Raw genomic sequence first — 20,201 nt, 5'->3', positions numbered from 1 at the left:
GGGCCGCCCGGCCCCGTACGGACGTGCTCGCCGAGCGGTGCCGGAGTCTCGGACGGACACTGTCCGTACGACGTCCCGGCAGCTCCCCGCCCGTCACAGGAGGCCCGATGCCCGCGTCACGGTCCATGGCCGCGCTCGGCGGCATAGCCCTGCTCGGCATCGCGCTCACCGCCTGCCAGGAACAGTCATCCGGTCAGATCGTGATGCGCAACGGCGCACGGCACGTGGAGACCGTCTCGAACGTGTCCGTCCACGGGTGCCACCGGATCCGCGAAGGCGTGACCCACGTCGACAACTACACCCAGGACAGCCTGCTCATGTACGTCACGCCCGACTGCACCGTGCCGCCGGGCGGGCAGAGCATCTACCTGGACGGGGTGTCGTCGGACATCGCCGTCCGGTCCAACGGTCCCTGGCGCAGCTTCTCGTTCGCGTCCGACTGACGCCGGCGGCTGCGGCTCACCGGTTCCCCAGGCCGTCGTCGCCGTGCAGCATCCGCCAGATACGGGTGCGGTGCAGCACGTACAGCGCCGCGAAGAGGACACCGACCTGCAACGCGACGGCGAGCAGCCAGAACACGGCCCGGCTCTCCATCTCGTCCGTCAGGTAGCTGAAGTTCATGCCGAAGTAGCCGGTCAGGAACGTCAGCGGCAGGAAGATCGTCGACACGATGGCCAGTCGGTTGATCACGCCGTTCTGCTCACCCGACACGAGCGAGGAGTAGCTGGCGAAGGCGCGGCGGGTGGCCTCCTGGAGGGACTGGATGTCGGCGAGCACGAGCCGCCCGGAGTGCTGGAACTCCCTGGCGAGCCGCTGTCGTTCCTCCGGGAAGCCCCGGTGCAGCATCCGGCGCGTGAACAGCTCGTCCGTCGCCTGGAGGTAGGGCAGGAGGAAGCGGTGCAGCAGCGCGGCACGCCGCCGTAACCGGGCCAGGCGGTAGATCTGCTCGGACTGCCGTCGCTCGAACATCTCGTCCTCCAGGTCCTCGACCACCAGCAGGTCGGCCACCGCGGCCCGGCGGAACGTGTCCAGTGCCTCCTGGAGCAGCAGGAACAGCGCGGCCACGGTGTCGAAGGGGTTCTCCTGCCCCAGCCGTGCGATGAGGTTGGCCAGCGGCTCGGCCGGCCCCCGGTGGAGCGTGACCAGATGCCGCTCCGTCACCAGCGCGTGCACGTGGACCACCCGGTCGCCCTCGACGACGGGCACGACGAAACCGGCGCGGTCGCTGAGGAAATCGGCCCGCACCGGTTCGCCCACCCTGCCGAACCAGGGCGGAGTCTCGGCCGCCAGGCCCAGGGCGGCGACGACGGGGTGGCCCCCGGCGGCCGGATCGTCGGGCAGCTCGATGTCGACCAGCAGGGAATCGGCCGCGGCGAGTCGCTCACGTGCCTGCGCCAGGCCCGTGCGAGTGACGATCCCTTCGGGCATCGACACCACCGATACGATCATCTGCCCTCGCTGTCGTCACAGGTCCGCGCTTGTCATGGTGCGTGACCTGCGCCGCCACCGCCCGCGGACACACGCGGCGGCACCGCCGGGTGCCTCGAACGGCTGAGCGCCGCCGGGAGCCGGCGAGCGTGCCGTCGCACCGTACTCGTGGTCACCGGTCGTCCCGCTCGCGGTAACCGGTCCCGACGAGCGCGCGCAGCCGGGCCAGCGACTCCTCGTCGGCGGCGCCGGTGCCCCTGACCCAGGCGACCGAGACGGCCGCGAGGAACAGGTCGTACCCCTCGACCGAAGGGCGTACGTGCCCCGCCAGCCGGGCCGCGCGCACGTACGCGTCGGTGGTGGTGACGAGGGTGTCGCAGGGCAGGGTGAGCGGGTTGTCCGGCTGCTGCGCCCTGGCCGCGGCCATGAGGGGCTCGGGCAGTCCGCTGAAGGCGCTGAAGTAGTCCTCCAGTGCCCGCAGCCACTGTTCGAGCGCCTCGGCGGCGTCCTCCAGCCGGGCGATGTCCGCCTGGCGGGCCACCAGTTCCTCGGAGCGGGTCTGGAGCACGGCCGCCAGCAGGGCCTCCCGGTTGGGGAAGTGCCGGTACAGCGTGCCCGGGCCGACGCCCGCCTCCTTGGCCACCGCCTCCAGCGAGGCCCCGACGCCGTGTGCCAGGAAGTGGCGCTGGGCGGCCTCCAGGAGGGCGGCACGGTTGCGCCGGACGTCCGCGCGGGGTTTGCGTCCCTGCTGTCCGTCGGCGCCCATACCTTCTCCCACCTCGTGCGATCCTGGATCGTTCAGTGAACCGGAGGCTGTCTCCGCGACAACCCGAGAGTAAAGCGGGGAGGCGGCCTCCGGTCAACCGGGCGGGACACGGCGCGCTCAGCGCTTGGTGGTGCCGTTGAACAGCGAGCGCGACCAGACGTAGCCGAGCAGGGCGATGCCGGCGCACCAGCCGAGCGAGATCCAGCCGTCGGCACCGATCTGCGAGCCGGAGAGCAGGCCGCGCAGCGTCTCGGTCATCAGGGTGAAGGGCTGGTACGCGGCGAACCAGCGCAGGCCCGGTGACATCGAGTCGGCCGGCACGAACGCGGAGCCGAGGAACGGCAGGAACTGGACGAGCAGGGGCTTGTTGCTCGCCGACTCCACCGTCTTGGAGGCCAGGCCGAACGCCGCCGCGAGCCAGGTCACCGCGAACGCGATGGCCGCGAGGAGGCCGGTGGCGGCGAGCCACTCCAGCGGGCTCGCGTCCGACCGGAATCCGAGGGCGAGTGCCACCGCGACGACCAGGACGATGCTCACCATCGTCTGGATGACACTGCCGATGACGTGCCCCGTCATGAACGACGAACGGCTGATGTTCATGGTGCGGAACCGGTTGATGATGCCCTCGGTCATGTCGGAGCAGACCGCGATCGAGGTGGACATCGCCCCGGCCGCCACCCCCATGATCACGATGCCGGGCGTCAGGTACTCCAGGTAGGCGTCCCGACCGCCCCCCATGCCGGCCCCGATCGAGTCCCCGAAGGCGTACACGAACAGCAGCAGCATGAGGATCGGGAGCATGGACGCCCCGAGCGAGACGGCCGGATAGCGCAGCGCGTGCCTGAGGTTGCGCCGCAGCATCGTCATCGAGTCGTGCACGGCGTAGGTGAGGGCGCTCATCGCAGGGTCTCCTTGGGGTGCGGCGGGGTGGTCGTGGTGGTCGCGGTGGCGCCGTCGCCGGTCAGGGCGAGGAAGACGTCGTCGAGGTCGGGGGTGTGCACGGAGAGGTCGGCGGCCCGGATGCCGGCGGCGTCGAGCCGGTCGAGCAGGGCGCGCAGCGCGTCCAGGCCACCGTCGCCCGCCACGCGCAGGGCGAGGTTGTCGGCGTCGCGGGCCGCCCCGGGGAAGGCGGTGACCGCGCGCTCGTACTCGGCCGGGTCGGTGAACCGCAGCCGTACGTGGCTGCCGGGGATCCGGGCCTTGAGTTCGTCGGCGGTGCCCTCCGCGACGATCCGGCCGCCGTCGAGCACGGCGATCCGGTCGGCCAGCTGGTCGGCCTCCTCCAGGTACTGGGTGGTGAGGAAGACGGTGGTGCCGCCGGCGACCAGGGAACGGACCGTGTCCCACATGGTGCGGCGGCTGCGCGGGTCGAGCCCGGTCGTGGGCTCGTCCAGGAAGATCACCCGGGGGTCGCCGACCAGCGTCATGGCTAGGTCGAGCCGGCGCCGCATACCGCCGGAGAAGGTCGCGGCCCGTTTGCGCGCGACGTCGGCGATGTCGAACCGCCGGAGCAACTCCGCCGCACGGGAGCGTCCTTCACGCTTGCCGAGGCGCAGCAGGTCGGCCATGAGGATCAGGTTCTCCTCGGCGGTGAGCAGGTCGTCGAGAGCGGCGAACTGTCCGGTGACGCCGATCGCGGTCCGCACCCCGTCCGGTGACGCGGTGACGTCATGGCCGGCGACCTGGGCCCGGCCGCCGTCGGCCGCGACGAGCGTGGACAGGATCTGCACGGTGGTGGTCTTGCCGGCGCCGTTCGGCCCGAGCAGGGCGAACACGGACCCGGCCGGGATGTGCAGGTCTATGCCGTCGAGCACGGTCCGATCGCCGTACGACTTGCGCAGACCGACCGCGGAGACGGCCGGGGGCGACTGCAGACCGTCGCCCCGCCTGGGCGTGAGCATGACAGATGAAGGCATGGAGCTCTCCCGTTCGGAGGCTGGGGTGGTGTGGTGGGGGAATGGGCGGGCGTGCGGGGTCCGGGGGCCCGGAAGGGGCTCAGGCGCGGGCGCGGCGCACGTCGATGTTGCCGTAGCGGGTCCGGGCGCGGACCTCGACGGTGTCCTCGGCACCGCCCGGGGCGTCGGAGGCGGTGAGCGTGTTGCGCACCTGCCCGTGACCGGAGCTGACGTCGAGCCAGGCGGCGGTGCCCTCGCGGACCCCGACCTCGATGGCGCCGTAGGACGTCTCCAGCTGGACGGTGCCGCGGGCGACCTCGACGACACGCAGCGTGCCGTGGGCGGTGGTGGCGGTGACCGAGCCCTCGGCGCGCGCGATGTCGATGTCACCGTTGGCGCCGCTCACCCGCAGATCGCCCGTGACGGTGCCGACGGTCGTGGTGCCGTGCGAGTTCTTCAGGACGGCGGGACCGGCGACCGTGCCGACGCGCAGGCTGCCCGAGCTGGTGGCGATCTCCGCCGCCCCGTCGATCCGGTCGACGGTGATCGAGCCGTGGGAGGCGGTCAGGTGGAGCGGCCCGGTCGCGTCCAGGCGGACGTCACCGGACGACGACTTCACGCGGACCTCGCCGAGCCGGCCCTCGCCGAGCACCTGCACCCAGGAGCCGGACATGTCGACGTGCGAGCCCGTGGGCAGGTCGACCGTCACGTCGACGGTGCCGGCGCGCCCGACGAGACTGCGGTGCCTGGGCGTCCTGACCGTCAGGACACCGCTCGCGTAGGTGACCTCGGTCTGCGCCGCCGCCCGCACGTCCTGGTCCCGCTTCGGGTCGCGGGGCAGCACCTCGACGACGGTGTCGGGGCGGTCGCCCGCGGCGAACCTGATGGACCCCGCGTACACGTAGGCGGTGGCGGAAACCGGCTCGGGTGTCTCGAAAGAAGGCATGGCTGTTCCGTCCTCATGGGTCTTGGGATCGTCTTCGCAGGTGGGACGTGGTGTGGGTGAAGTCGTGCGGAGGGGGTGGGGGTGCGGTCAGCGCACCCAGCCCGTGAAGCTCTGTCCGACGGTGTGGGCCCGCTCCGTCGGCCGCGGCCGCGCGCCGCCGTCGACCGCGGCCGACACGGCCCGGACCAGCCACGCGTTGACCGACAGGCCCTCCCGGTTCGCGGCCTCCTCGGCGCGCGCCTTCAGCTGGGCCGGCAGCCGCAGGTTGACGCGTGCGGTGCCGCCCTCGTCGGTCTCGCCGGACGCCTGCGCCCTGGGCGGTTCGACCGGCGCGGCGGCCGCCTCCACGGCGGCGCCGGCGTCGGCGGGCGGCGGCGTCACCACGAAGTCGGGGTCCAGGCCGCGCAGCCGGACGTCGACCGAGCCGGGGGCGAGGTCGCGGGTGACCTCGTCCATCGCGGCGGAGAGCACGTGGAGCATGGTCAGGCGGGTCGCCGACTCCAGGGGGGCGGTGAGCCGCTCGGCCAGTTCGCGGGCTTCCGTACCGCCGGCCTCGGCGGCCACCGCGAGTTCCCGGCGCAGGGCTTCGACATACGGGGTGAGGTCCATAGCGCCATCATGGCACCAGAATGGCACCACCGGCAAGCTCGTTTGGCGTCCCATTCTCAAGCGGGCCCGCAATTGCGGGGGAGAGGGAGTGGTGGCACCGGGTGGTGCCAGGTGATGCCACGTGGTGCCAGTCGAGGATGTGGGTGGCTGTCGGCCGTAGGTGTGACAGACCTGTGAATGTGTGACGTGGAGAAAATCTGTCGCGGCGACAGTAGACATTGCCCTGTGGCTGGGCTACTGTTTTCCACGTAGCCAAGAAGTCCACGTGGGCGCGGCAGAGACGAACTGCCGCGCGTACAGGTCGAGCGGGACGTGGCCCGGGAGGTCGCGAGCACTACCCGCGGGACCGATCAGTACGGAACAGGTGACAGAAGTAAAGGAGCAGACGCCATCAGGATCGCCCGGGCGAGGAAGAGTCCGCCCGGGTACCGCAGGCCCCGGATTGGAAGGTGGTCCCCGGTCACGCATCCGCGATCCCCGCAGTTCCGCCCTCCCAGGCGGAGCCTGTGGACCAAGGAGGCCGGCGAAGTCAGCCGGTAGATGGTGTTGAAAGCTCGGGGCCCGGGTGCCGCAAGGCACCCGGGCCCCCCGATGCGTCTCCGGGAAGAAGAGGTCTATGCCCCCTCGCAGTACCCGCGCCGTCGACAGCCTCGACGACGACGACTACCCCGCCTACACGATGGGCCGGGCCGCCGAGATGCTCGGCACCACGCCCGCCTTCCTCCGCGCACTGGGCGAACACCGCCTGATCACCCCCCTGCGCTCCGAGGGCGGCCACCGCCGCTACTCCCGCTACCAGCTGCGCGTCGCCGCCCGCGCGCGCGAACTCGTCGACCAGGGCACCCCCATCGAGGCCGCCTGCCGCATCGTCATCCTCGAGGACCAGCTCGAAGAGGCCCAGCGCATCAACGAGCAGCTGCGCGCACGGAGCGGCGCCACGCAGTCGAGGGCCTCGGCCTGACCCGACCCCCACGTGATCCCCCGGTGCCGCCGTTCCGCGCGGCACCGGTCACAGGGGTATCCGCACGGCCAGGAGGGCGACGTCGTCCAGGCCGGGCGGATGGACTCGGCGCAGCAACTCGTCGGTGAAGGACTCCAGGGAACGGTGGGCGAGGGCGGCGGCCTGCTGGCGCAGCGTGTCCAGGCCGTCGTCCAGGGTTTGCCCGCGCGCCTCGACCAGACCGTCCGTGTACAGCAGCAGGGTCGACCCGGGCGGCAGCGTGACCGCGGCGTCGGGGCGCGTGGCGCCGACCCCGGTGCCCAGCAGCAGCCCGTGGCCGTCGGTGAGATAGGACGCCAGGCCGTCACGGGTGACGAGCAGGGGTGGCGGATGGCCCGCGTTGGTCCAGGACAGCACCCAGTCGCCGCCTCCGTCCCGCACCACCCGGGCCATCACCAGGGTGGCCATGGTGACGTCGGTGATGGGCATCATCGCCTCGTCCAGCCGTTCCACGATGCGGCTGGGCGGCTCCTCCTGCGACCAGGCGTAGGCACGCAGCATGTTCCGCAGCTGGGCCATGCCGGCCGCGGCCTCCAGGTCGTGGCCCACGACGTCGCCGATGACCAGGCCGGTGGCCCCGTCCGACAGGGTGAAGGCGTCGTACCAGTCGCCGCCGACGTGCGAGCCGTCCGGCGCGGGCAGGTAGCGGACGGTCATCTGGAGCCCGGGCACCTGCGGCATCTGCGGCAGCAGGTGGTTCTGCATGGTCTCGGCGACCTTGCGCTGGCGCTGGTAGAGGCGGGCGTTGTCCAGGGCCAGGCCGGCTCGGCGGGCGATGTCCTCGACCAGCGGAAGGTCGGCGTCCGTGTAGTTCCCGGCCTTCTGGGCCCGGCCCAGGGTGAGCGCGCCCAGGACCTCGCGGGCCGTGCGTATCGGGGCGATGGCCGCGGAGTGGATGCCGGTGACGTCGAACAGCCGACGCTGCTCCACCGCGATGCCGGAGTCCGGGGGCCCGTGGTAGGTCTCCGGCCCGGCCAGGGTGGAGGCGACACCGCGCAGCGCGCGGGACAGGGGCATCGGGGACTGCTCCGGCACGGGCGGCATCGGCCCCTGGAGGTCCTCGTGGTGCGTCAGGACGTCGCCGTCGGCCTGCACCACGGCCGTGCGCCACACCTCGTCGCGTTCGGTGATCAGGTCGATGACGACCCAGTCCGCCAGCCGGGGCACGACCAGGGTCACCAGCCTGCGCAGCGTCTCGTCGACCTCCAGGGTGGACGTCAGCTGGGTGGTCGTCTCGGCCAGCAGAGCCAGCCGTTCCAGTTCGGTCAGCAGCTCGGCGGAGTGCTGCGGGCGCGCACCGATGTCCGGCTCCGGCGTGTGGAACACGACGAGCGTGCCGCCTTCGCCCCGGTCGAGCGTGTACGGGCTGATCAGCCAGGAGACGGCCAGCACCGAGCCGTCGGCGTGGAGGAACCAGTCCTCGTCGGCCTGCGCCGCGCGTCCGGCGTGGAAGGCGCGCCGCATGCTGCACCGGGTGGCGGGCAGGCGCTGCCCCTGCGGCCCCCGGTGCAGCAGATCATGGGCGTCCTGGCCGAGGAGCTCCCCGGCGGGACGGCCCAGCAGGCGTTCGGCGGCGCTGTTGACGAGGAGGATGCGGCCCTGCTCGTCCACGACGTACGCGGCCGCTCCGATGGCCTCCAGCGCGCAGCCGGACGCGGCGGGAGGCACCGTCCTCGTCTCCCGCCGTCCGGTCCGCGTCTTCCCCGGTTCCGTCATCTCCTCGCCTCCTGGACCCTCGCGGTGTCACCGCGCTCGTCGCCCGGCACGTGCGGCGCACCCGGATCCGTCGCACGCCTGGTTGCCGTATGCCCCGTAGCGACGATGATCTCGCACGTCACCCCATGCTCGCCGGTGTCGGCATCGCCACAGCGTGGACCGGCGTACGCTCCCTCGCGTCCGCACGCCCAGCAGTACCGAGTCTCACACCCCCGGGCCGGACCCGCTCGCGTGAACGGCCCGGTCCGGACCGGGTGACCGCCCGCGGCGGCCCGGCCACCGGCCCGGCCGCTCCCGGCAGAGGAGCAGTGAACCACCGTGGCCGCCGTCCGCACAGGGGGCGTACGGCGGCGCGTACCCGGCGCACGCGGCCCCGGCGCGTCCGGCGCCCGCTCGGTGGGCGGGAACCCGCGGCGCCCACGGCCGGTGTGCCTCCCCGCCCGCCGGAACGGTCCCCACGGCACCGGACCGGTCGCGCCGCCCCCGCCGGTGTGCCCCTGCTCGGCGGCAGCCCCCGGCCCCGTACGATGTGGCCGATGTCCCCGACGACCGGTGCCCGACCGCACGCCTCGCCTCCGCCCAGGCCGTGGTGGCGCGCGGTGTCCGTGCTGGCGGTGCTGGTCGGGCTGCTCGGCATGCACGCCCTGGCACCCGGCGGGGACATGGGACACGCGGGCCACGTCCGGGCCGCGCACGCCACGGTCGCCGTCACGGCGCCGGACGACTGCCCGGACGACGACGGCCAGCGCGGCGGCCACCGGGCGCACCACGCCGACCCCACCTGCGCCTCGGGCGCGGTGGACGACGGTCCGCGGCCGGCCCCGCCGGCCCCCGGCCCGGCCCACGCCGCGCCGCCGGCGGCTCGCCCGCGTCCCGGTCCGGCCACCGCGCCGGAGGGTGCCCGTGCACCGCCCGACCTGGCGGAACTCCAACTCCTGCGCATCTAGAGGCCGCCCCGGCCGCACACCCGCCTGGCGCGGGTGCCGCGGTCGTGCCCACGCGTGCCCCCATCCCCTCGGAACAGCAGGAGTTCCCGCATGACCCCCCGTGACCAGAACCCCCGTACCCACGACCCCCGTGCCCTGACGCGCCGTGCCGCCGCCACCGTGGCCGCCGCCGCGGCCGCCGCCCTCCTCCTCACCGCCTGCGGCGGGAGCGGCGGCACCGAGGGCGCCGGCGGCAGCGCCGCCTCGATCACCGCGAGCCCCTCGGCCACCGCGCACAACGCCCAGGACGTCGCCTTCGCGCAGGGGATGATCCCGCACCACCGGCAGGCCCTGGAGATGGCGGAACTCGCCGCCGGCCGGGCCTCCTCGGCGCGGGTGAAGGACCTCGCCGCCCGGATCGAGAAGGCGCAGGCACCCGAGATCCGCACCATGACCGGCTGGCTGACCTCCTGGGGAGAGCAGGTTCCCGGAGCCGGCACAGGTCACTCCGGTCACTCGGGCATGAAGGGCATGGAAGGCATGTCCCGGATGCCCGGAACGATGGGCGACGACGACATGACGGCGCTGAGGAAGGCCACCGGCAAGGACTTCGACACCCGGTTCCTGTCGCTGATGGTCACCCACCACCAGGGTGCCGTCGAGATGGCCTGGGCCGAGCGGGACAAGGGCAGGTACGGCCCCGCCCGCACCCTCGCGCGCGCCGTCGTCACCGCGCAGACCGCCGAGATCAGGGAGATGAAGCAGCTCCTCGGCACCAGCTGACCGCCAGGGGCGGGCGGGGGCCGGTGCCGCACCGGGCCCCGCCCGCCACCCCTGACCTCAGGCCAGCACCTTCGCCAGGGCGTCCAGTCCGGAACGCAGCTCCTCCGCCGTGATCGTCAGCGGCGGCGCCAGCCGGATCGTGGAACCGTGCGTGTCCTTGACCAGGACCCCCTCGCGCATGAGGCGCTCACTGATCTCGCGGCCGGTGCCGAGCGCCGGGTCGACGTCCACGCCCGCCCACAGTCCGCGCGCCCGGAAACCGACCACCCCGTTGCCGACCAGCCCGGCCAGCCCGTCCCGCAGGACGACACCCAGCTCGGCCGCCCGGCGCTGGAACTCACCCGTCTCCAGCAGCTCGACCACGGCCGTGCCGACCGCCGCCGCGAGCGGGTTGCCGCCGAACGTCGAGCCGTGCTCGCCCGGGTGCAGCACGCCCAGCACCTCGCGCCGGGCGACGACCGCCGACACCGGTACGATGCCGCCGCCCAGCGCCTTACCGAGCAGCAGCACGTCCGGGACGACGCCCTCGTGGTCGACGGCGAGGGTACGGCCGGTGCGGCCGAGGCCGGACTGGATCTCGTCGGCGACGAACAGGCAGCCCGCGCGGCGGGTCAGCTCCCGCACCCCGGCGAGGTAGCCGTCGTCCGGGACGACCACCCCCGCCTCGCCCTGGACCGGCTCGATCAGTACCGCCGCCGTGGTCTCGTCCACGGCGGCCTCCAGCGCGGCCAGGTCGTTGTACGGCACCACCCGGAAGCCGGGTGTGAAGGGACCGAAGCCGGCACGGGCCGTCTCGTCGGTGGAGAAGCTGACGATGGTCGTCGTCCGGCCGTGGAAGTTGTCGGCGGCGACCACGATCGTCGCCCGCCCGTCCGGGACGCCCTTCACGTCGTACGCCCACTTGCGCGCCACCTTGACGGCGCTCTCCACCGCCTCCGCGCCGGTGTTCATCGGCAGCACCATGTCCAGGCCGGTCAGCGCGGCGAGCCGCTCGGCGAACCCGGCCAGCCGGTCGTTGTGGAAGGCGCGGGAGGTGAGGGTGAGCCGGTCCAGCTGGCGGTGGGCGGCCTCGATCAGCGCCGGGTGGCGGTGGCCGAAGTTGAGGGCCGAGTAGCCGGCCAGCATGTCGAGGTAGCGATTGCCCTCCACGTCCTCCACCCAGCTGCCCTCGGCCCGGGCCACCACCACCGGCAACGGGTGGTAGTTGTGCGCGAGGACCGGCTCCTCGGCGCGGATCAGGTCGTCGGACGTACGGGTGCGCGCGGGTGCGGTCATCAGCGGATCTCCTGGGTGCAGCACTTGATGCCCCCGCCGGCCTTGTGGAACTCCGACAGGTCGACGGGGACGGGGACGTAACCGTGGCCGGACAGGCGCTCGGCCAGCGCCTCGGCCCGGGGTGCGATGAAGACGTGGCGGCCGTCGGAGACGGAGTTCAGCCCGAACGCCATCGCGTCCTCGCGGGTGGCGAGCACCGCGTCCGGGTACAGGCGCCGCAGCACCTCCCGGCTGCCCGCCGAGAACGCCTCCGGGAAGTAGCAGATGTTGTCGTCGTCCAGCACGAACAGCGCCGTGTCCAGGTGGTAGAAGTACGGGTCCACCAGGGTCAGGCCGATCACCGGGTGGCCGAGGAACTCCTGCACCTCCCGGTGCGCCTCCCGCGTGGTGCGGAACCCGGTGCCGGCGAGCACGTACCGGCCGGTCCACACCAGGTCGCCCTCGCCCTCGGCCACCGATGTGGGGCGGTGCACGTCGTAGCCCGCCGCCTTGAACCAGGTGTCGTAGTGCAGCGACTCCGGGCGCCGCTGCGGGGCGTGGAACAGGGAGCCGAAGACGCGGCCGCCGACGACGAACGCCGCGTTCGCGGCGAACACCATGTCGGGCAGGCCCGGGACCGGCGGGACGGCGTCGACGCAGTGGCCGTGGGTGCGGTAGGCGTCGATCAGCGCCTGCCACTGGTCCCGGGCGAGGTCCACGTCGACAGGCCGGTCGGGAGACATCCAGGGGTTGATCGCGTACTGCACGGCGAAGTGCCTGGGTTCGCAGACCAGGAACCGCCGGGAGCGCTGCACACGCACGTCCGACACAGAGGGTTTCCTCCGCTCTTCTGTGTGTCACGGGGGGTGACACCACGGTAGGAAGGGAGGGGGACGGCCGACAAGCGACACGGGCTGCGCATCCACGCAGGAACGCTGCGTTGTCCGCTACCGAGACGCAGGAAAGCTGCGCATCATGGCGGTCATTCCGGTGCCGCGTACATGGCTCCCGCGTCCGGGCTCTCCGGGAGCAGGTGGGACAGCACCATCACGCTGATCGTCTTGCGGATGAACGGCTCGGCGCGGATCCGCTCCAGCACCTCCTCGAAGTGGTCCACGTCCCGGGCCCGCACGTGCAGCAGCGCGTCGGCGCCCCCGGTGACGGTCATGGCCGCCGCGATCTCCGGGTAGTCGCGGACCACCTCCGCCAGCCGCCGGGGCGGGGCGGCGCCCTCGCAGTACACCTCGACGTACGCCTCCGTGCGCCAGCCCAGCGCCGACGGTTTCACCGTCGCCGTGAACCCGGTGATCACCCCGGTCTCGCGCAGCCGGTCCACCCGCCGCTTCACCGCCGTGGCGGAGAGCCCGATCACCGCGCCGATCTCGGCGAAACTGGTCCGGGCGTTGCCCATGAGGGCGGTGATGATGCGGCGGTCCAGCTCGTCGAAGGAGGGCGTCCTGCTGTTCATGCCGGCACTGTAGTGAACGGGCGCGCCCCGGGCGGACTCACGGCCGGGTGACGACCATGGCGACGGTCAGCAGCCCCAGCACCACCCAGCCGAACCACAGCCAGCCGTTGCTGCCGAGCGCCACCGTGTAGGCGGTCACGACGACGAGCCCGCCGACCGTGAGCGCCCCCATCGTCCTGGTGGAACCGTTCGTGGATCCGCGCATCGCGACACCCTCCTCATGGTCCGTCCCCGACCATGGTGCCCCGGTTCCCGCCCGAAGGGCACACCACACCACCGCGGGGTCAGCCCTCGCGGGCGCTCAGGGAGGCCAGGTAGGCGTTGTACGCCGCCAGCTCCTTGTCGCCGTCCCGGTCGGCGGCCCGGTCCGTGCGCCTGGCCTGCCGCTGTTCGGAGCGGTACCACTGGAACAGCAGCGCTATCAGCACCAGCACCGACGGGATCTCGCTGAACGCCCAGGCGATGCCGCCGGCCGCGCCCTGGTCGGACAGCGCGTCCAGGCCGAGCGAGGCCGGCGGGTCGCGGAAGGTGTCCACCATCGGGGTCGACCCCATCATCAGCGCGATGCCGAAGAACGCGTGGAACGGCATCCCCGCGAACAGCTCCAGCATCCGCATCAGGTGACCGGGCCGGTGCGGGCCCGGGTCGACCCCGATGATCGGCCAGAAGAACACCACCCCCACCGCGAGGAAGTGCACCATCATCGCGATGTGCCCGGCCCGGGAGCCCATCAGGAAGTCGAACAGCGGGGAGAAGTACAGGGCGTACAGACTCGCGATGAACAGCGGGATCGTGAACGCCGGATGCGTGATGATCCGCATGTACCGGCTGTGCAGCAGCATCAGCAGCAGCTCGCGCGGGCCCGTGCGGCCCCGCCCGGCGGCCGGCAGCGCGCGCAGCGCCAGCGTCACCGGCGCGCCCAGCAGGATGAGGATCGGCGACAGCATGCTGATCACCATGTGCTGCACCATGTGCACGCTGAACATGACCATGCCGTAGTCGTTCAGCCTGGTGCACATCACCAGCACGACGGTGAGCACACCGACGGCGTACGACACGGTCCGCGAGACCGGCCACGCGTCCCCGCGCCGCCGCAGCCGCACCACACCCCAGCCGTACAGGGCGAGGCCGGCCAGACAGGCGACGAGGAAGAAGGGGTCGGCCGACCATCCGAGCCCTCGCCCCAGCGTGAACGGCGGCAGATCCATGGTCATGCCGTGCCCGCTGTGATCCATCCGCCGGCTCCTGATTCGTGGGGGTTGTGCGAGTTGTCCGCCCCCAGAGTAGAACCGCCCCCGGTCACGACCGTGACCGGGGGCGGCCTGTCAGCGACCGGGGTCGCCGGACTACAGGACGCACTCCGCCTCGACGTACCGCGCCGGCGGCACCGTCTTCAGCGTCTCCACGGCCTCCGCCAGCGACACCATCACGATGTCGGTGCCGCGCAGCGCCGTCATCCGGCCGAACTCGCCCCGGTGCACGGCCTCCACCGCGTGCCACCCGAACCGCGTCGCCAGTACCCGGTCGTACGCCGTCGGCGTGCCGCCGCGCTGCACGTGCCCGAGGATGACCGGCCGCGCCTCCTTGCCGAGCCGCTCCTCCAGCTCGACCGACAGCTGCCTGGCGATCCCCGCGAAGCGCTCGTGGCCGTAGACGTCCTTGCCGCCTTCGTCGAACTCCATGGAGCCCGGGCGCGGCTTGGCGCCCTCGGCGGCGACGACGATCGCGAACCGCTTGCCCGCATCGAACCGCTCGCCGACCTTCCGCGTCAGCTCGTCCATGTCGAACGGCCGCTCGGGTACGACGATCGCGTGGGCGCCGGCCGCCATGCCCGAGTGCAGCGCTATCCAGCCGGTGTGCCGGCCCATGACCTCCACGATCAGCACGCGCTGGTGGGACTCGGCGGTGGTCTTCAGCCGGTCCAGGGCCTCGGTGGCGACACCCACCGCCGTGTCGAACCCGAAGGTGACGTCCGTGACGGCGATGTCGTTGTCGATGGTCTTGGGCACGCCCACGATGGGCAGCCCATTGTCCGACAGCAGCCGGGCCGCCTTGAGCGTGCCCTCACCGCCGATCGGGATGATCGCGTCCAGGCCCAGCTCCGCGACGTGGCCCCGGGCCCGCTCCACGCCGTCCCGCAGGTGCTCCGGGCGGACTCGGGAGGAGCCGAGGATGGTGCCGCCGCGCGCCAGGATGCCGCCCACGGCGTCCAGGTCGAGCTTCATGTAGTCGCATTCCAGGAGGCCCTTCCAGCCGTCCCGGAAACCGATGACCTCGTCGCCGTGGTCGGCGACGGCGCGGTGCACGACGGACCGGATGACGGCGTTCAGGCCGGGGCAGTCGCCGCCGGACGTGAGGACACCAATGCGCATAGCCCGAAATACCTTCTCAACGTGGGCCGGGAAACCGGACCACGTTGTCCGGCGGATTCCCGGTCACCCTACCGGCGGGAGGGGGTGGCTCCGTAGCGGGCGTCCGCCTGCTGGACTCGCCCGCACATGTGAGCGGACAGGCCGTCAGGCGGGCCCACCACGAGCCTGCCCCACCCCGCTGACATCCCGCTGAACACCCGGTTACGCGGGCCGTCACGCGGTACCTACTCGGGCTGCCGCGCGGCGGTACCTACGCGGGTCGCTGGGCAGCTGTACCTACGCAGGCTGCTGCGCAGCCGCGATGCGCTCGTCGCGGAGTGCCTCGTACCAGTGGTCGTCGATCGGCGGCAGCGCGTTCACGTCCAGCGCCAGCTTCAGCAGCAGGTCGGCGATCTGCGGGTTGCGGGCGAGCACCGGCCCGTGCATGTACGTGCCGAAGACCGTGCCGTTGTACGCGCCCTCAGTGCCGTCCCCCGTGCCGTTGCCCTTGCCGATCCGGGTCCGGGCGAAGGCGCGGGCGGTGGGGCCGAGGTGGGTGACGCCCTGGTGGTTCTCGAAGCCCGTCAGCGGGGGCAGGCCCAGCTGCGGGTCGATGTCGCCCAGCACGTCGCCGACGCACCGCTCGCCCTCGCCGCGCACGGACACCACGTCGAGCAGGCCGAGACCCGGCTCGCGCTGGCCCAGGTCGTTGATGAACTCGTGGCCGAGGATCTGGTAGCCCGCGCAGACGGAGAACACGATCGCGCCGTTCTCCACCGCCCGGTGCAGGTGACCGTCCCGGCGCAGCCGCTCGGCGGCGAGCCGCTGCGGGCGGTCCTCACCGCCGCCGATCAGGTAGATGTCGCCGGAGGTCGGGATCGGCTGGTCGCTGCGCACGTCGAGGCGCGCCACGTCCAGGCCGCGCTGGCGGGCCCGGCGCTCCACGACGAGCGCGTTGCCCTGGTCGCCGTAGGTGCTCAGCAGGTCCGGGTAGATCCACACCAGCCGCAGTTGGTTGTCGCTCATGAGGTGATCCCCTTCGAAGATCAGTTGCCGACGCGGCGGCGCAGGTCCTGGAACGCGGTGTAGTTCGCGATGACCTCGATACGGCCCGGCGGGCACATCTGCACGGCCTGGTCGAGGTTCTCGCAGACCTGGAAGTGCTGGTTGGCGACCTCCAGGCGGACCGCGAGGTCCAGCTTCCGGTCGCCGATCACGAAGATCGGGTGGCCGGTCAGCCGCGTGTAGTCGACGTCCCACAGCCAGGAGGTGTCGGTGCCGTCGGCCCCGCGCGCGTTCACGGACAGGATCACCGGGGCGGGCGGCGGGTCGATCAGGGAGAACGTCTCCAGCCAGCCGGCCGGGTTCTTGGCCAGCAGCAGCCGCAGGTCGCGGTCCTGGAACTGGACGACGTCGTACCGGCCGGCCACCGCCTGCACCTGGTACATCCGCTCCAGGGCGACCTGCGGCGGCACGCCGAACACGGCGGCGACGGCCGCGGAGCTGGCCGCGTTGGCCTTGTTGGCGCGGCCGGGCAGCTGGAGGTGGATCGGCCAGGCGGAACCGTGCGGGTCCAGGACGTGGTCGCCGGAGAGCGCCCAGGACGCGGTGGGCCGGCGGAAGCCGCACTCGCCGCAGAACCAGTCGTCGCCGGGACGCTGCATGACGCCGCCGCACGAGGGGCACGACCAGGCGTCGTCCTTCCACATCTGCCCGGCCGCGACCCAGATCACGTTCGGCGAGGAGGACGCGGCCCAGACCACCAGCGGGTCGTCGCAGTTGGCGACGACGACCGCCTTGGAACCGGCCAGCCCCTCACGCCAGTTCTCGGCGAGCATCCGGGTCTCGGCGGCACGGTCCAGCTGGTCGCGGGAGAGGTTCAGCAGCGCGATGCACTTGGGGCCGGTGTCCCGGGCCACGCCGGCCAGGTACTTCTCGTCGACCTCGATGACGCCGAACTTCGCCTCCGAGCCGCCCGCCAGGGCCGACGTGATGCCGGCCGGCATGTTGGCGCCCAGCGCGTTGGAGACGACGGGACCCGCGGCGCCCAGCGCCTCGGCGATGAGCCGGGTGGTCGTCGTCTTGCCGTTGGTGGCGGAGACCAGGACGACGTCCAGGTTCTGGGCGAGCCGCCCGAGCAGGTCGGGGTCGAGTTTCAGCGCGACCCGGCCGCCGATCACCGACCCGCTGCCGCGTCCCGCTGCGCGCGATGCCGCAGCGACCGCCTTGCCCGCGGTCACGGCCAGCTTGGCCCGCGGCGAGAGCGGGTCCGAGTTGCCTGCCATCAGTTCTCGATCCTCCTAGCGTACGCGCCGCGCCTGGGGCCATCCGGCAACGTGGTGTGAACGTCAGCCTATCGAGATCCGTTCGCACACCCGAATCCCGGTCCACGCATTCCGCGGCGGGGCATGGGCTGAACGAACCGTACCCTTGCCGCCATGCGACACGGTTCCATTCCGGGCGCCCGCGGGCGCGTCCGGCCCCTCACCCTGCTCGGCGACGCGGCACTGCGCGAGCCCTGCCGGGACGTCACCGACTTCGGCCCCGGCCTGGCCGCCCTCGTGGAGGACCTGTTCGCCACGATGTACGCGGCCCGCGGGGTGGGCCTGGCCGCGAACCAAGTGGGGGTCGGTCTGCGGGTGTTCGTGTACGACTGTCCCGACGACGAGGACGTCCGCCACCTCGGTCACCTGGTCAATCCGCGTCTGGTGCGGGCGGACGGCGTCGTGCTCCGGGGTCCGGAGGGCTGTCTGTCCCTGCCGGGGCTGGAGGCGGGCACGGAGCGGTTCGACCACGCGGTGGTCGAGGGGTTCACCGCGGCCGGGGAGCCGGTCACGGTCCACGGCACGGGGTTCTTCGCCCGGTGCCTCCAGCACGAGTACGACCACCTGGACGGGCGCGTGTACGCGGACCACCTCACGGGACTGCGCAGGCGCAGGCTGCTGCGGCAGATCTCCCGCGCCCCGTGGCACCGGTGAGCGGGGTCGGGCGGGTCGGGAGCGGTCAGAAGCCGGGGCCGCCCAGTCGGTCCCCGGCGGCCGCCAACCGCCCCCACAGCAGGTCGGCCAGGGAGCGCACCAAGTCGGCCCGGGAGCAGGGCCGTTCGCCCAGCCACCAGTCGCCGGCCGCGTGCATCATCCCGACGATGCCGTGCCCCCACACCCGGGCCAGCAACTGGCTCTCCGGCCCGACGTCCACCCGTTCCTCGATGACCCGGGCCAGTTCCTCGCCCATCCGCCGCAGCAGCGGGGCGGAGTGCTTGCCGACGTCGCCCTCCGCGGGGTGCATCAGGAAGCGGTACACCTGGGGCCGGGCCTCGATCGCGGCGAGGTAGGTGTCCAGCGTGGACTCCACCCGCTCCCGACGGTCCGCCGGGGCGTCGAGCGCGGCCCGCAGCGAGTCGAGGAGCGCGTCGGTGTGCCGCTTGGCCAGGGCGGCGTAGAGTCCGCCCTTGTCGCCGAAGTGCCGGTAGAGGATGGGTTTGGTGATGCCGGCCTCCGCCGCGATGGCGTTCATCGACGCCTGCGGGCCGTCGCGCAGCACCACCCGGTCGGCGGCCTCCAGCAGCTCGCGCCGTCGGCGGTCGGCGGACCGCTGCTGCTCGGTCCGCTGCGTGGTGTCCATGTGCTCTCCCCACCCGTGCTGATTCGGTGACGCCAGCGCAAACTAACACTGACCGGGCCCCTGACATCGAACGGGATGGCGAGGGACCCTGCCGGTTGACTTTTCCTACCGGTCGGTAACAGACTCGCGTTACCGCTAGTAACATCGCACCGCCGCCGCTGGAGGGCACATGGCCGAGTTCACCATGGAGCTGAACGACGAACAGAGGGAAGTCCGGGACTGGCTCCATGGCTTCGCCGCGGACGTGATCCGCCCCGCCGCCGCCGAGTGGGACGAGCGCGAGGAGACCCCCTGGCCGGTGATCCAGGAGGCGGCGAAGGTCGGCATCTACTCCCTCGACTTCTACGCCCAGCAGTACTTCGACCCCACCGGCCTGGGCATCCCGATGGCGATGGAGGAGCTGTTCTGGGGCGACGCGGGCATCGCCCTGTCCATCGTCGGTACCGGCCTGGCCGCCGTGGGCGTCCTCGCCAACGGTACCGAGGAGCAGATCGGCACCTGGATCCCGCAGATGTACGGCGACGCCAGTGACGTCAAGGTCGCCGCGTTCTGCTCCTCCGAGCCCGACGCCGGCTCCGACGTCGCCTCGATGCGCACGCGGGCCGTGTACGACGAGGCCAAGGACGAGTGGGTGATCAACGGCACGAAGACCTGGGCGACCAACGGCGGCATCGCCAACGTCCACGTCGTCGTCGCCGTCGTCGACCCGGAGCTGGGCTCCAAGGGCCACGCGTCCTTCATCGTCCCGCCGGGCACGCCGGGCCTCACGCAGGGCCAGAAGTTCAAGAAGCACGGCATCCGCGCCTCGCACACCGCCGAGGTCGTCCTCGACAACGTCCGGGTGCCCGGCTCCTGCCTGCTCGGCGGCAAGCAGAAACTGGACGAGCGGCTCGCCCGTGCCCGGGAGCGGGCGAAGGCCTCCGACGGGGAGAGGGTGAAGAACGCGGCGATGGCCACGTTCGAGGCCTCGCGGCCGGCCGTCGGCGCGATGGCGGTCGGCACCGCCCGGGCCGCGTACGAGGTCGCCCTCGACTACGCGAAGACGCGCGAGCAGTTCGGCCGGCCCATCATCGACAACCAGGGTGTGGCCTTCCAGCTCGCGGACATGCGCACCCAGATCGACGCGGCGCGGCTGCTGGTGTGGCGGGCCTCGTGGATGGCGGTCAACGGCAGGCCGTTCACGGCGGCCGAGGGGTCGATGTCCAAGCTGTTCGCCAGCGAGACCGCGAAGAAGGTCACCGGGCAGGCGATCCAGATCCTCGGCGGCAACGGCTACACCCGGGAGTACCCGGTGGAGCGGATGCACCGCGACGCGGCCATCTACACGATCTTCGAGGGGACGAGCGAGATCCAGCGCCTCGTCATCGCGCGGACGCTGGCCGGGATGCCGATCAGGTAGCGCCGCCGGGGGGCCGGTGCGCCGTGGTCCACCGCG

Annotated in this window: 22 protein-coding genes; 6 read left to right on the top strand and 16 right to left on the bottom strand. The window is 72.4% G+C overall.

The window, feature by feature from the left end:
• The first annotated feature begins 107 nt into the window (after positions 1-107).
• Entirely contained in the window at positions 108-443 is a 336-nt protein-coding gene (locus ACIQVT_RS32265) for a hypothetical protein (protein WP_403762341.1), read from the top strand.
• 16 nt (positions 444-459) lie between these two features.
• Here ACIQVT_RS32265 and ACIQVT_RS32260 read toward each other — a convergent pair whose 3' ends face one another.
• From ACIQVT_RS32260 to ACIQVT_RS32235, 6 genes are all read right to left on the bottom strand, one after another.
• Positions 460-1,428, bottom strand: a complete 969-nt coding sequence (locus tag ACIQVT_RS32260; RefSeq protein WP_403762703.1) for a CorA family divalent cation transporter — start codon at positions 1,426-1,428, stop codon at positions 460-462.
• Between the two features lie 172 nt (positions 1,429-1,600).
• On the bottom strand, positions 1,601-2,194 hold the full coding sequence (locus tag ACIQVT_RS32255) for a TetR/AcrR family transcriptional regulator (RefSeq protein WP_403762338.1): 594 nt from the start codon (positions 2,192-2,194) through the stop codon (positions 1,601-1,603).
• Positions 2,195-2,311: 117 nt separating this feature from the next.
• Positions 2,312-3,094, bottom strand: a complete 783-nt coding sequence (locus ACIQVT_RS32250) for an ABC transporter permease (RefSeq protein ID WP_403762335.1) — start codon at positions 3,092-3,094, stop codon at positions 2,312-2,314.
• Positions 3,091-4,095, bottom strand: a complete 1,005-nt coding sequence (locus tag ACIQVT_RS32245; protein ID WP_403762700.1) for an ATP-binding cassette domain-containing protein — start codon at positions 4,093-4,095, stop codon at positions 3,091-3,093. The genes ACIQVT_RS32250 and ACIQVT_RS32245 overlap by 4 nt, the downstream gene beginning before the upstream one ends.
• Before the next feature lie 94 nt (positions 4,096-4,189).
• On the bottom strand, positions 4,190-5,035 hold the full coding sequence (locus ACIQVT_RS32240; protein ID WP_403762332.1) for a DUF4097 family beta strand repeat-containing protein: 846 nt from the start codon (positions 5,033-5,035) through the stop codon (positions 4,190-4,192).
• 87 nt (positions 5,036-5,122) lie between these two features.
• Positions 5,123-5,644 (bottom strand): toxin-antitoxin system HicB family antitoxin, encoded by a 522-nt coding sequence (locus tag ACIQVT_RS32235; RefSeq protein WP_403762329.1) that lies wholly within the window; start codon positions 5,642-5,644, stop codon positions 5,123-5,125.
• Between the two features lie 616 nt (positions 5,645-6,260).
• Between ACIQVT_RS32235 and ACIQVT_RS32230 the strand changes: the two genes are divergently transcribed.
• The gene (locus tag ACIQVT_RS32230) at positions 6,261-6,605 is read left to right on the top strand and encodes a MerR family transcriptional regulator (RefSeq protein ID WP_403762326.1); all 345 of its coding nucleotides are present in this window, start codon (positions 6,261-6,263) and stop codon (positions 6,603-6,605) included.
• A 48-nt stretch (positions 6,606-6,653) separates the two neighbouring features.
• Here ACIQVT_RS32230 and ACIQVT_RS32225 read toward each other — a convergent pair whose 3' ends face one another.
• Entirely contained in the window at positions 6,654-8,360 is a 1,707-nt protein-coding gene (locus tag ACIQVT_RS32225) for a SpoIIE family protein phosphatase (RefSeq protein ID WP_403762323.1), read from the bottom strand.
• A gap of 536 nt (positions 8,361-8,896) precedes the next feature.
• Here ACIQVT_RS32225 and ACIQVT_RS32220 point away from each other — a divergent pair.
• Together ACIQVT_RS32220 and ACIQVT_RS32215 are read left to right on the top strand one after the other, a co-directional pair.
• Positions 8,897-9,307, top strand: coding sequence for a DUF6153 family protein (locus ACIQVT_RS32220; protein WP_403762320.1), 411 nt, complete (start codon positions 8,897-8,899; stop codon positions 9,305-9,307).
• Between the two features lie 90 nt (positions 9,308-9,397).
• Positions 9,398-10,069 (top strand): DUF305 domain-containing protein, encoded by a 672-nt coding sequence (locus ACIQVT_RS32215; protein ID WP_403762317.1) that lies wholly within the window; start codon positions 9,398-9,400, stop codon positions 10,067-10,069.
• 57 nt (positions 10,070-10,126) lie between these two features.
• Here the strand turns inward: ACIQVT_RS32215 and rocD are convergent, their stop codons facing one another.
• From rocD to ACIQVT_RS32175, 8 genes are all read right to left on the bottom strand, one after another.
• Positions 10,127-11,344, bottom strand: a complete 1,218-nt coding sequence (rocD, locus tag ACIQVT_RS32210; protein ID WP_403762314.1) for an ornithine--oxo-acid transaminase — start codon at positions 11,342-11,344, stop codon at positions 10,127-10,129.
• Positions 11,344-12,153, bottom strand: coding sequence for a dimethylargininase (gene ddaH, locus ACIQVT_RS32205; protein WP_403762311.1), 810 nt, complete (start codon positions 12,151-12,153; stop codon positions 11,344-11,346). Before ddaH ends, rocD begins: the two co-directional genes overlap by 1 nt.
• Positions 12,154-12,305: 152 nt before the next feature.
• Positions 12,306-12,791 (bottom strand): Lrp/AsnC family transcriptional regulator, encoded by a 486-nt coding sequence (locus ACIQVT_RS32200; RefSeq protein ID WP_403762308.1) that lies wholly within the window; start codon positions 12,789-12,791, stop codon positions 12,306-12,308.
• Positions 12,792-12,828: 37 nt separating this feature from the next.
• Complete coding sequence (locus ACIQVT_RS32195) at positions 12,829-12,996, bottom strand: hypothetical protein (RefSeq protein ID WP_403762305.1); 168 nt, start codon at positions 12,994-12,996, stop codon at positions 12,829-12,831.
• Positions 12,997-13,075: 79 nt separating this feature from the next.
• Positions 13,076-14,026 (bottom strand): cytochrome c oxidase assembly protein, encoded by a 951-nt coding sequence (locus ACIQVT_RS32190; RefSeq protein WP_403762302.1) that lies wholly within the window; start codon positions 14,024-14,026, stop codon positions 13,076-13,078.
• Between the two features lie 111 nt (positions 14,027-14,137).
• On the bottom strand, positions 14,138-15,163 hold the full coding sequence (locus tag ACIQVT_RS32185; RefSeq protein ID WP_403762299.1) for a 6-phosphofructokinase: 1,026 nt from the start codon (positions 15,161-15,163) through the stop codon (positions 14,138-14,140).
• A gap of 276 nt (positions 15,164-15,439) precedes the next feature.
• On the bottom strand, positions 15,440-16,168 hold the full coding sequence (locus tag ACIQVT_RS32180; protein ID WP_121789991.1) for a type 1 glutamine amidotransferase: 729 nt from the start codon (positions 16,166-16,168) through the stop codon (positions 15,440-15,442).
• A gap of 20 nt (positions 16,169-16,188) precedes the next feature.
• Entirely contained in the window at positions 16,189-17,427 is a 1,239-nt protein-coding gene (locus ACIQVT_RS32175; protein WP_403762295.1) for a MurT ligase domain-containing protein, read from the bottom strand.
• 153 nt (positions 17,428-17,580) lie between these two features.
• On the opposite strand from ACIQVT_RS32175, the gene def reads away from it, so the two are divergent.
• Entirely contained in the window at positions 17,581-18,120 is a 540-nt protein-coding gene (gene def, locus ACIQVT_RS32170; RefSeq protein WP_403762292.1) for a peptide deformylase, read from the top strand.
• A 25-nt stretch (positions 18,121-18,145) separates the two neighbouring features.
• On the opposite strand, the gene ACIQVT_RS32165 is transcribed toward def, so the two are convergent.
• Positions 18,146-18,766 (bottom strand): TetR family transcriptional regulator, encoded by a 621-nt coding sequence (locus ACIQVT_RS32165; protein WP_403762289.1) that lies wholly within the window; start codon positions 18,764-18,766, stop codon positions 18,146-18,148.
• A 169-nt stretch (positions 18,767-18,935) separates the two neighbouring features.
• Between ACIQVT_RS32165 and ACIQVT_RS32160 the strand changes: the two genes are divergently transcribed.
• Positions 18,936-20,165: an acyl-CoA dehydrogenase family protein gene (locus tag ACIQVT_RS32160; RefSeq protein WP_403762286.1), complete on the top strand. Its 1,230-nt coding sequence runs from the start codon at positions 18,936-18,938 to the stop codon at positions 20,163-20,165.
• Positions 20,166-20,201: the final 36 nt, after the last annotated feature.

It is taken from the genome of Streptomyces sp. NPDC100445 (assembly GCF_044759735.1).
Lineage (GTDB): Bacteria > Actinomycetota > Actinomycetes > Streptomycetales > Streptomycetaceae > Streptomyces.
Note: the sequence above shows the minus strand (reverse complement) of the source record. Positions and strands in the feature narration are given on the sequence as shown.

Bases quoted from the DNA above. Each gene is read 5' to 3' on its own strand.
- ACIQVT_RS32265 (WP_403762341.1), top strand. From the start codon at position 108: ATGCCCGCGTCACGGTCCATGGCCGCGCTCGGCGGCATAGCCCTGCTC.
- ACIQVT_RS32260 (WP_403762703.1), bottom strand. From the start codon at position 1,428: ATGCCCGAAGGGATCGTCACTCGCACGGGCCTGGCGCAGGCACGTGAG.
- ACIQVT_RS32255 (WP_403762338.1), bottom strand. From the start codon at position 2,194: ATGGGCGCCGACGGACAGCAGGGACGCAAACCCCGCGCGGACGTCCGG.
- ACIQVT_RS32250 (WP_403762335.1), bottom strand. From the start codon at position 3,094: ATGAGCGCCCTCACCTACGCCGTGCACGACTCGATGACGATGCTGCGG.
- ACIQVT_RS32245 (WP_403762700.1), bottom strand. From the start codon at position 4,095: ATGCTCACGCCCAGGCGGGGCGACGGTCTGCAGTCGCCCCCGGCCGTC.
- ACIQVT_RS32240 (WP_403762332.1), bottom strand. From the start codon at position 5,035: ATGCCTTCTTTCGAGACACCCGAGCCGGTTTCCGCCACCGCCTACGTG.
- ACIQVT_RS32235 (WP_403762329.1), bottom strand. From the start codon at position 5,644: ATGGACCTCACCCCGTATGTCGAAGCCCTGCGCCGGGAACTCGCGGTG.
- ACIQVT_RS32230 (WP_403762326.1), top strand. From the start codon at position 6,261: ATGCCCCCTCGCAGTACCCGCGCCGTCGACAGCCTCGACGACGACGAC.
- ACIQVT_RS32225 (WP_403762323.1), bottom strand. From the start codon at position 8,360: ATGACGGAACCGGGGAAGACGCGGACCGGACGGCGGGAGACGAGGACG.
- ACIQVT_RS32220 (WP_403762320.1), top strand. From the start codon at position 8,897: ATGTCCCCGACGACCGGTGCCCGACCGCACGCCTCGCCTCCGCCCAGG.
- ACIQVT_RS32215 (WP_403762317.1), top strand. From the start codon at position 9,398: ATGACCCCCCGTGACCAGAACCCCCGTACCCACGACCCCCGTGCCCTG.
- rocD (WP_403762314.1), bottom strand. From the start codon at position 11,344: ATGACCGCACCCGCGCGCACCCGTACGTCCGACGACCTGATCCGCGCC.
- ACIQVT_RS32200 (WP_403762308.1), bottom strand. From the start codon at position 12,791: ATGAACAGCAGGACGCCCTCCTTCGACGAGCTGGACCGCCGCATCATC.
- ACIQVT_RS32195 (WP_403762305.1), bottom strand. From the start codon at position 12,996: ATGCGCGGATCCACGAACGGTTCCACCAGGACGATGGGGGCGCTCACG.
- ACIQVT_RS32190 (WP_403762302.1), bottom strand. From the start codon at position 14,026: ATGGATCACAGCGGGCACGGCATGACCATGGATCTGCCGCCGTTCACG.
- ACIQVT_RS32185 (WP_403762299.1), bottom strand. From the start codon at position 15,163: ATGCGCATTGGTGTCCTCACGTCCGGCGGCGACTGCCCCGGCCTGAAC.
- ACIQVT_RS32180 (WP_121789991.1), bottom strand. From the start codon at position 16,168: ATGAGCGACAACCAACTGCGGCTGGTGTGGATCTACCCGGACCTGCTG.
- ACIQVT_RS32175 (WP_403762295.1), bottom strand. From the start codon at position 17,427: ATGGCAGGCAACTCGGACCCGCTCTCGCCGCGGGCCAAGCTGGCCGTG.
- def (WP_403762292.1), top strand. From the start codon at position 17,581: ATGCGACACGGTTCCATTCCGGGCGCCCGCGGGCGCGTCCGGCCCCTC.
- ACIQVT_RS32165 (WP_403762289.1), bottom strand. From the start codon at position 18,766: ATGGACACCACGCAGCGGACCGAGCAGCAGCGGTCCGCCGACCGCCGA.
- ACIQVT_RS32160 (WP_403762286.1), top strand. From the start codon at position 18,936: ATGGCCGAGTTCACCATGGAGCTGAACGACGAACAGAGGGAAGTCCGG.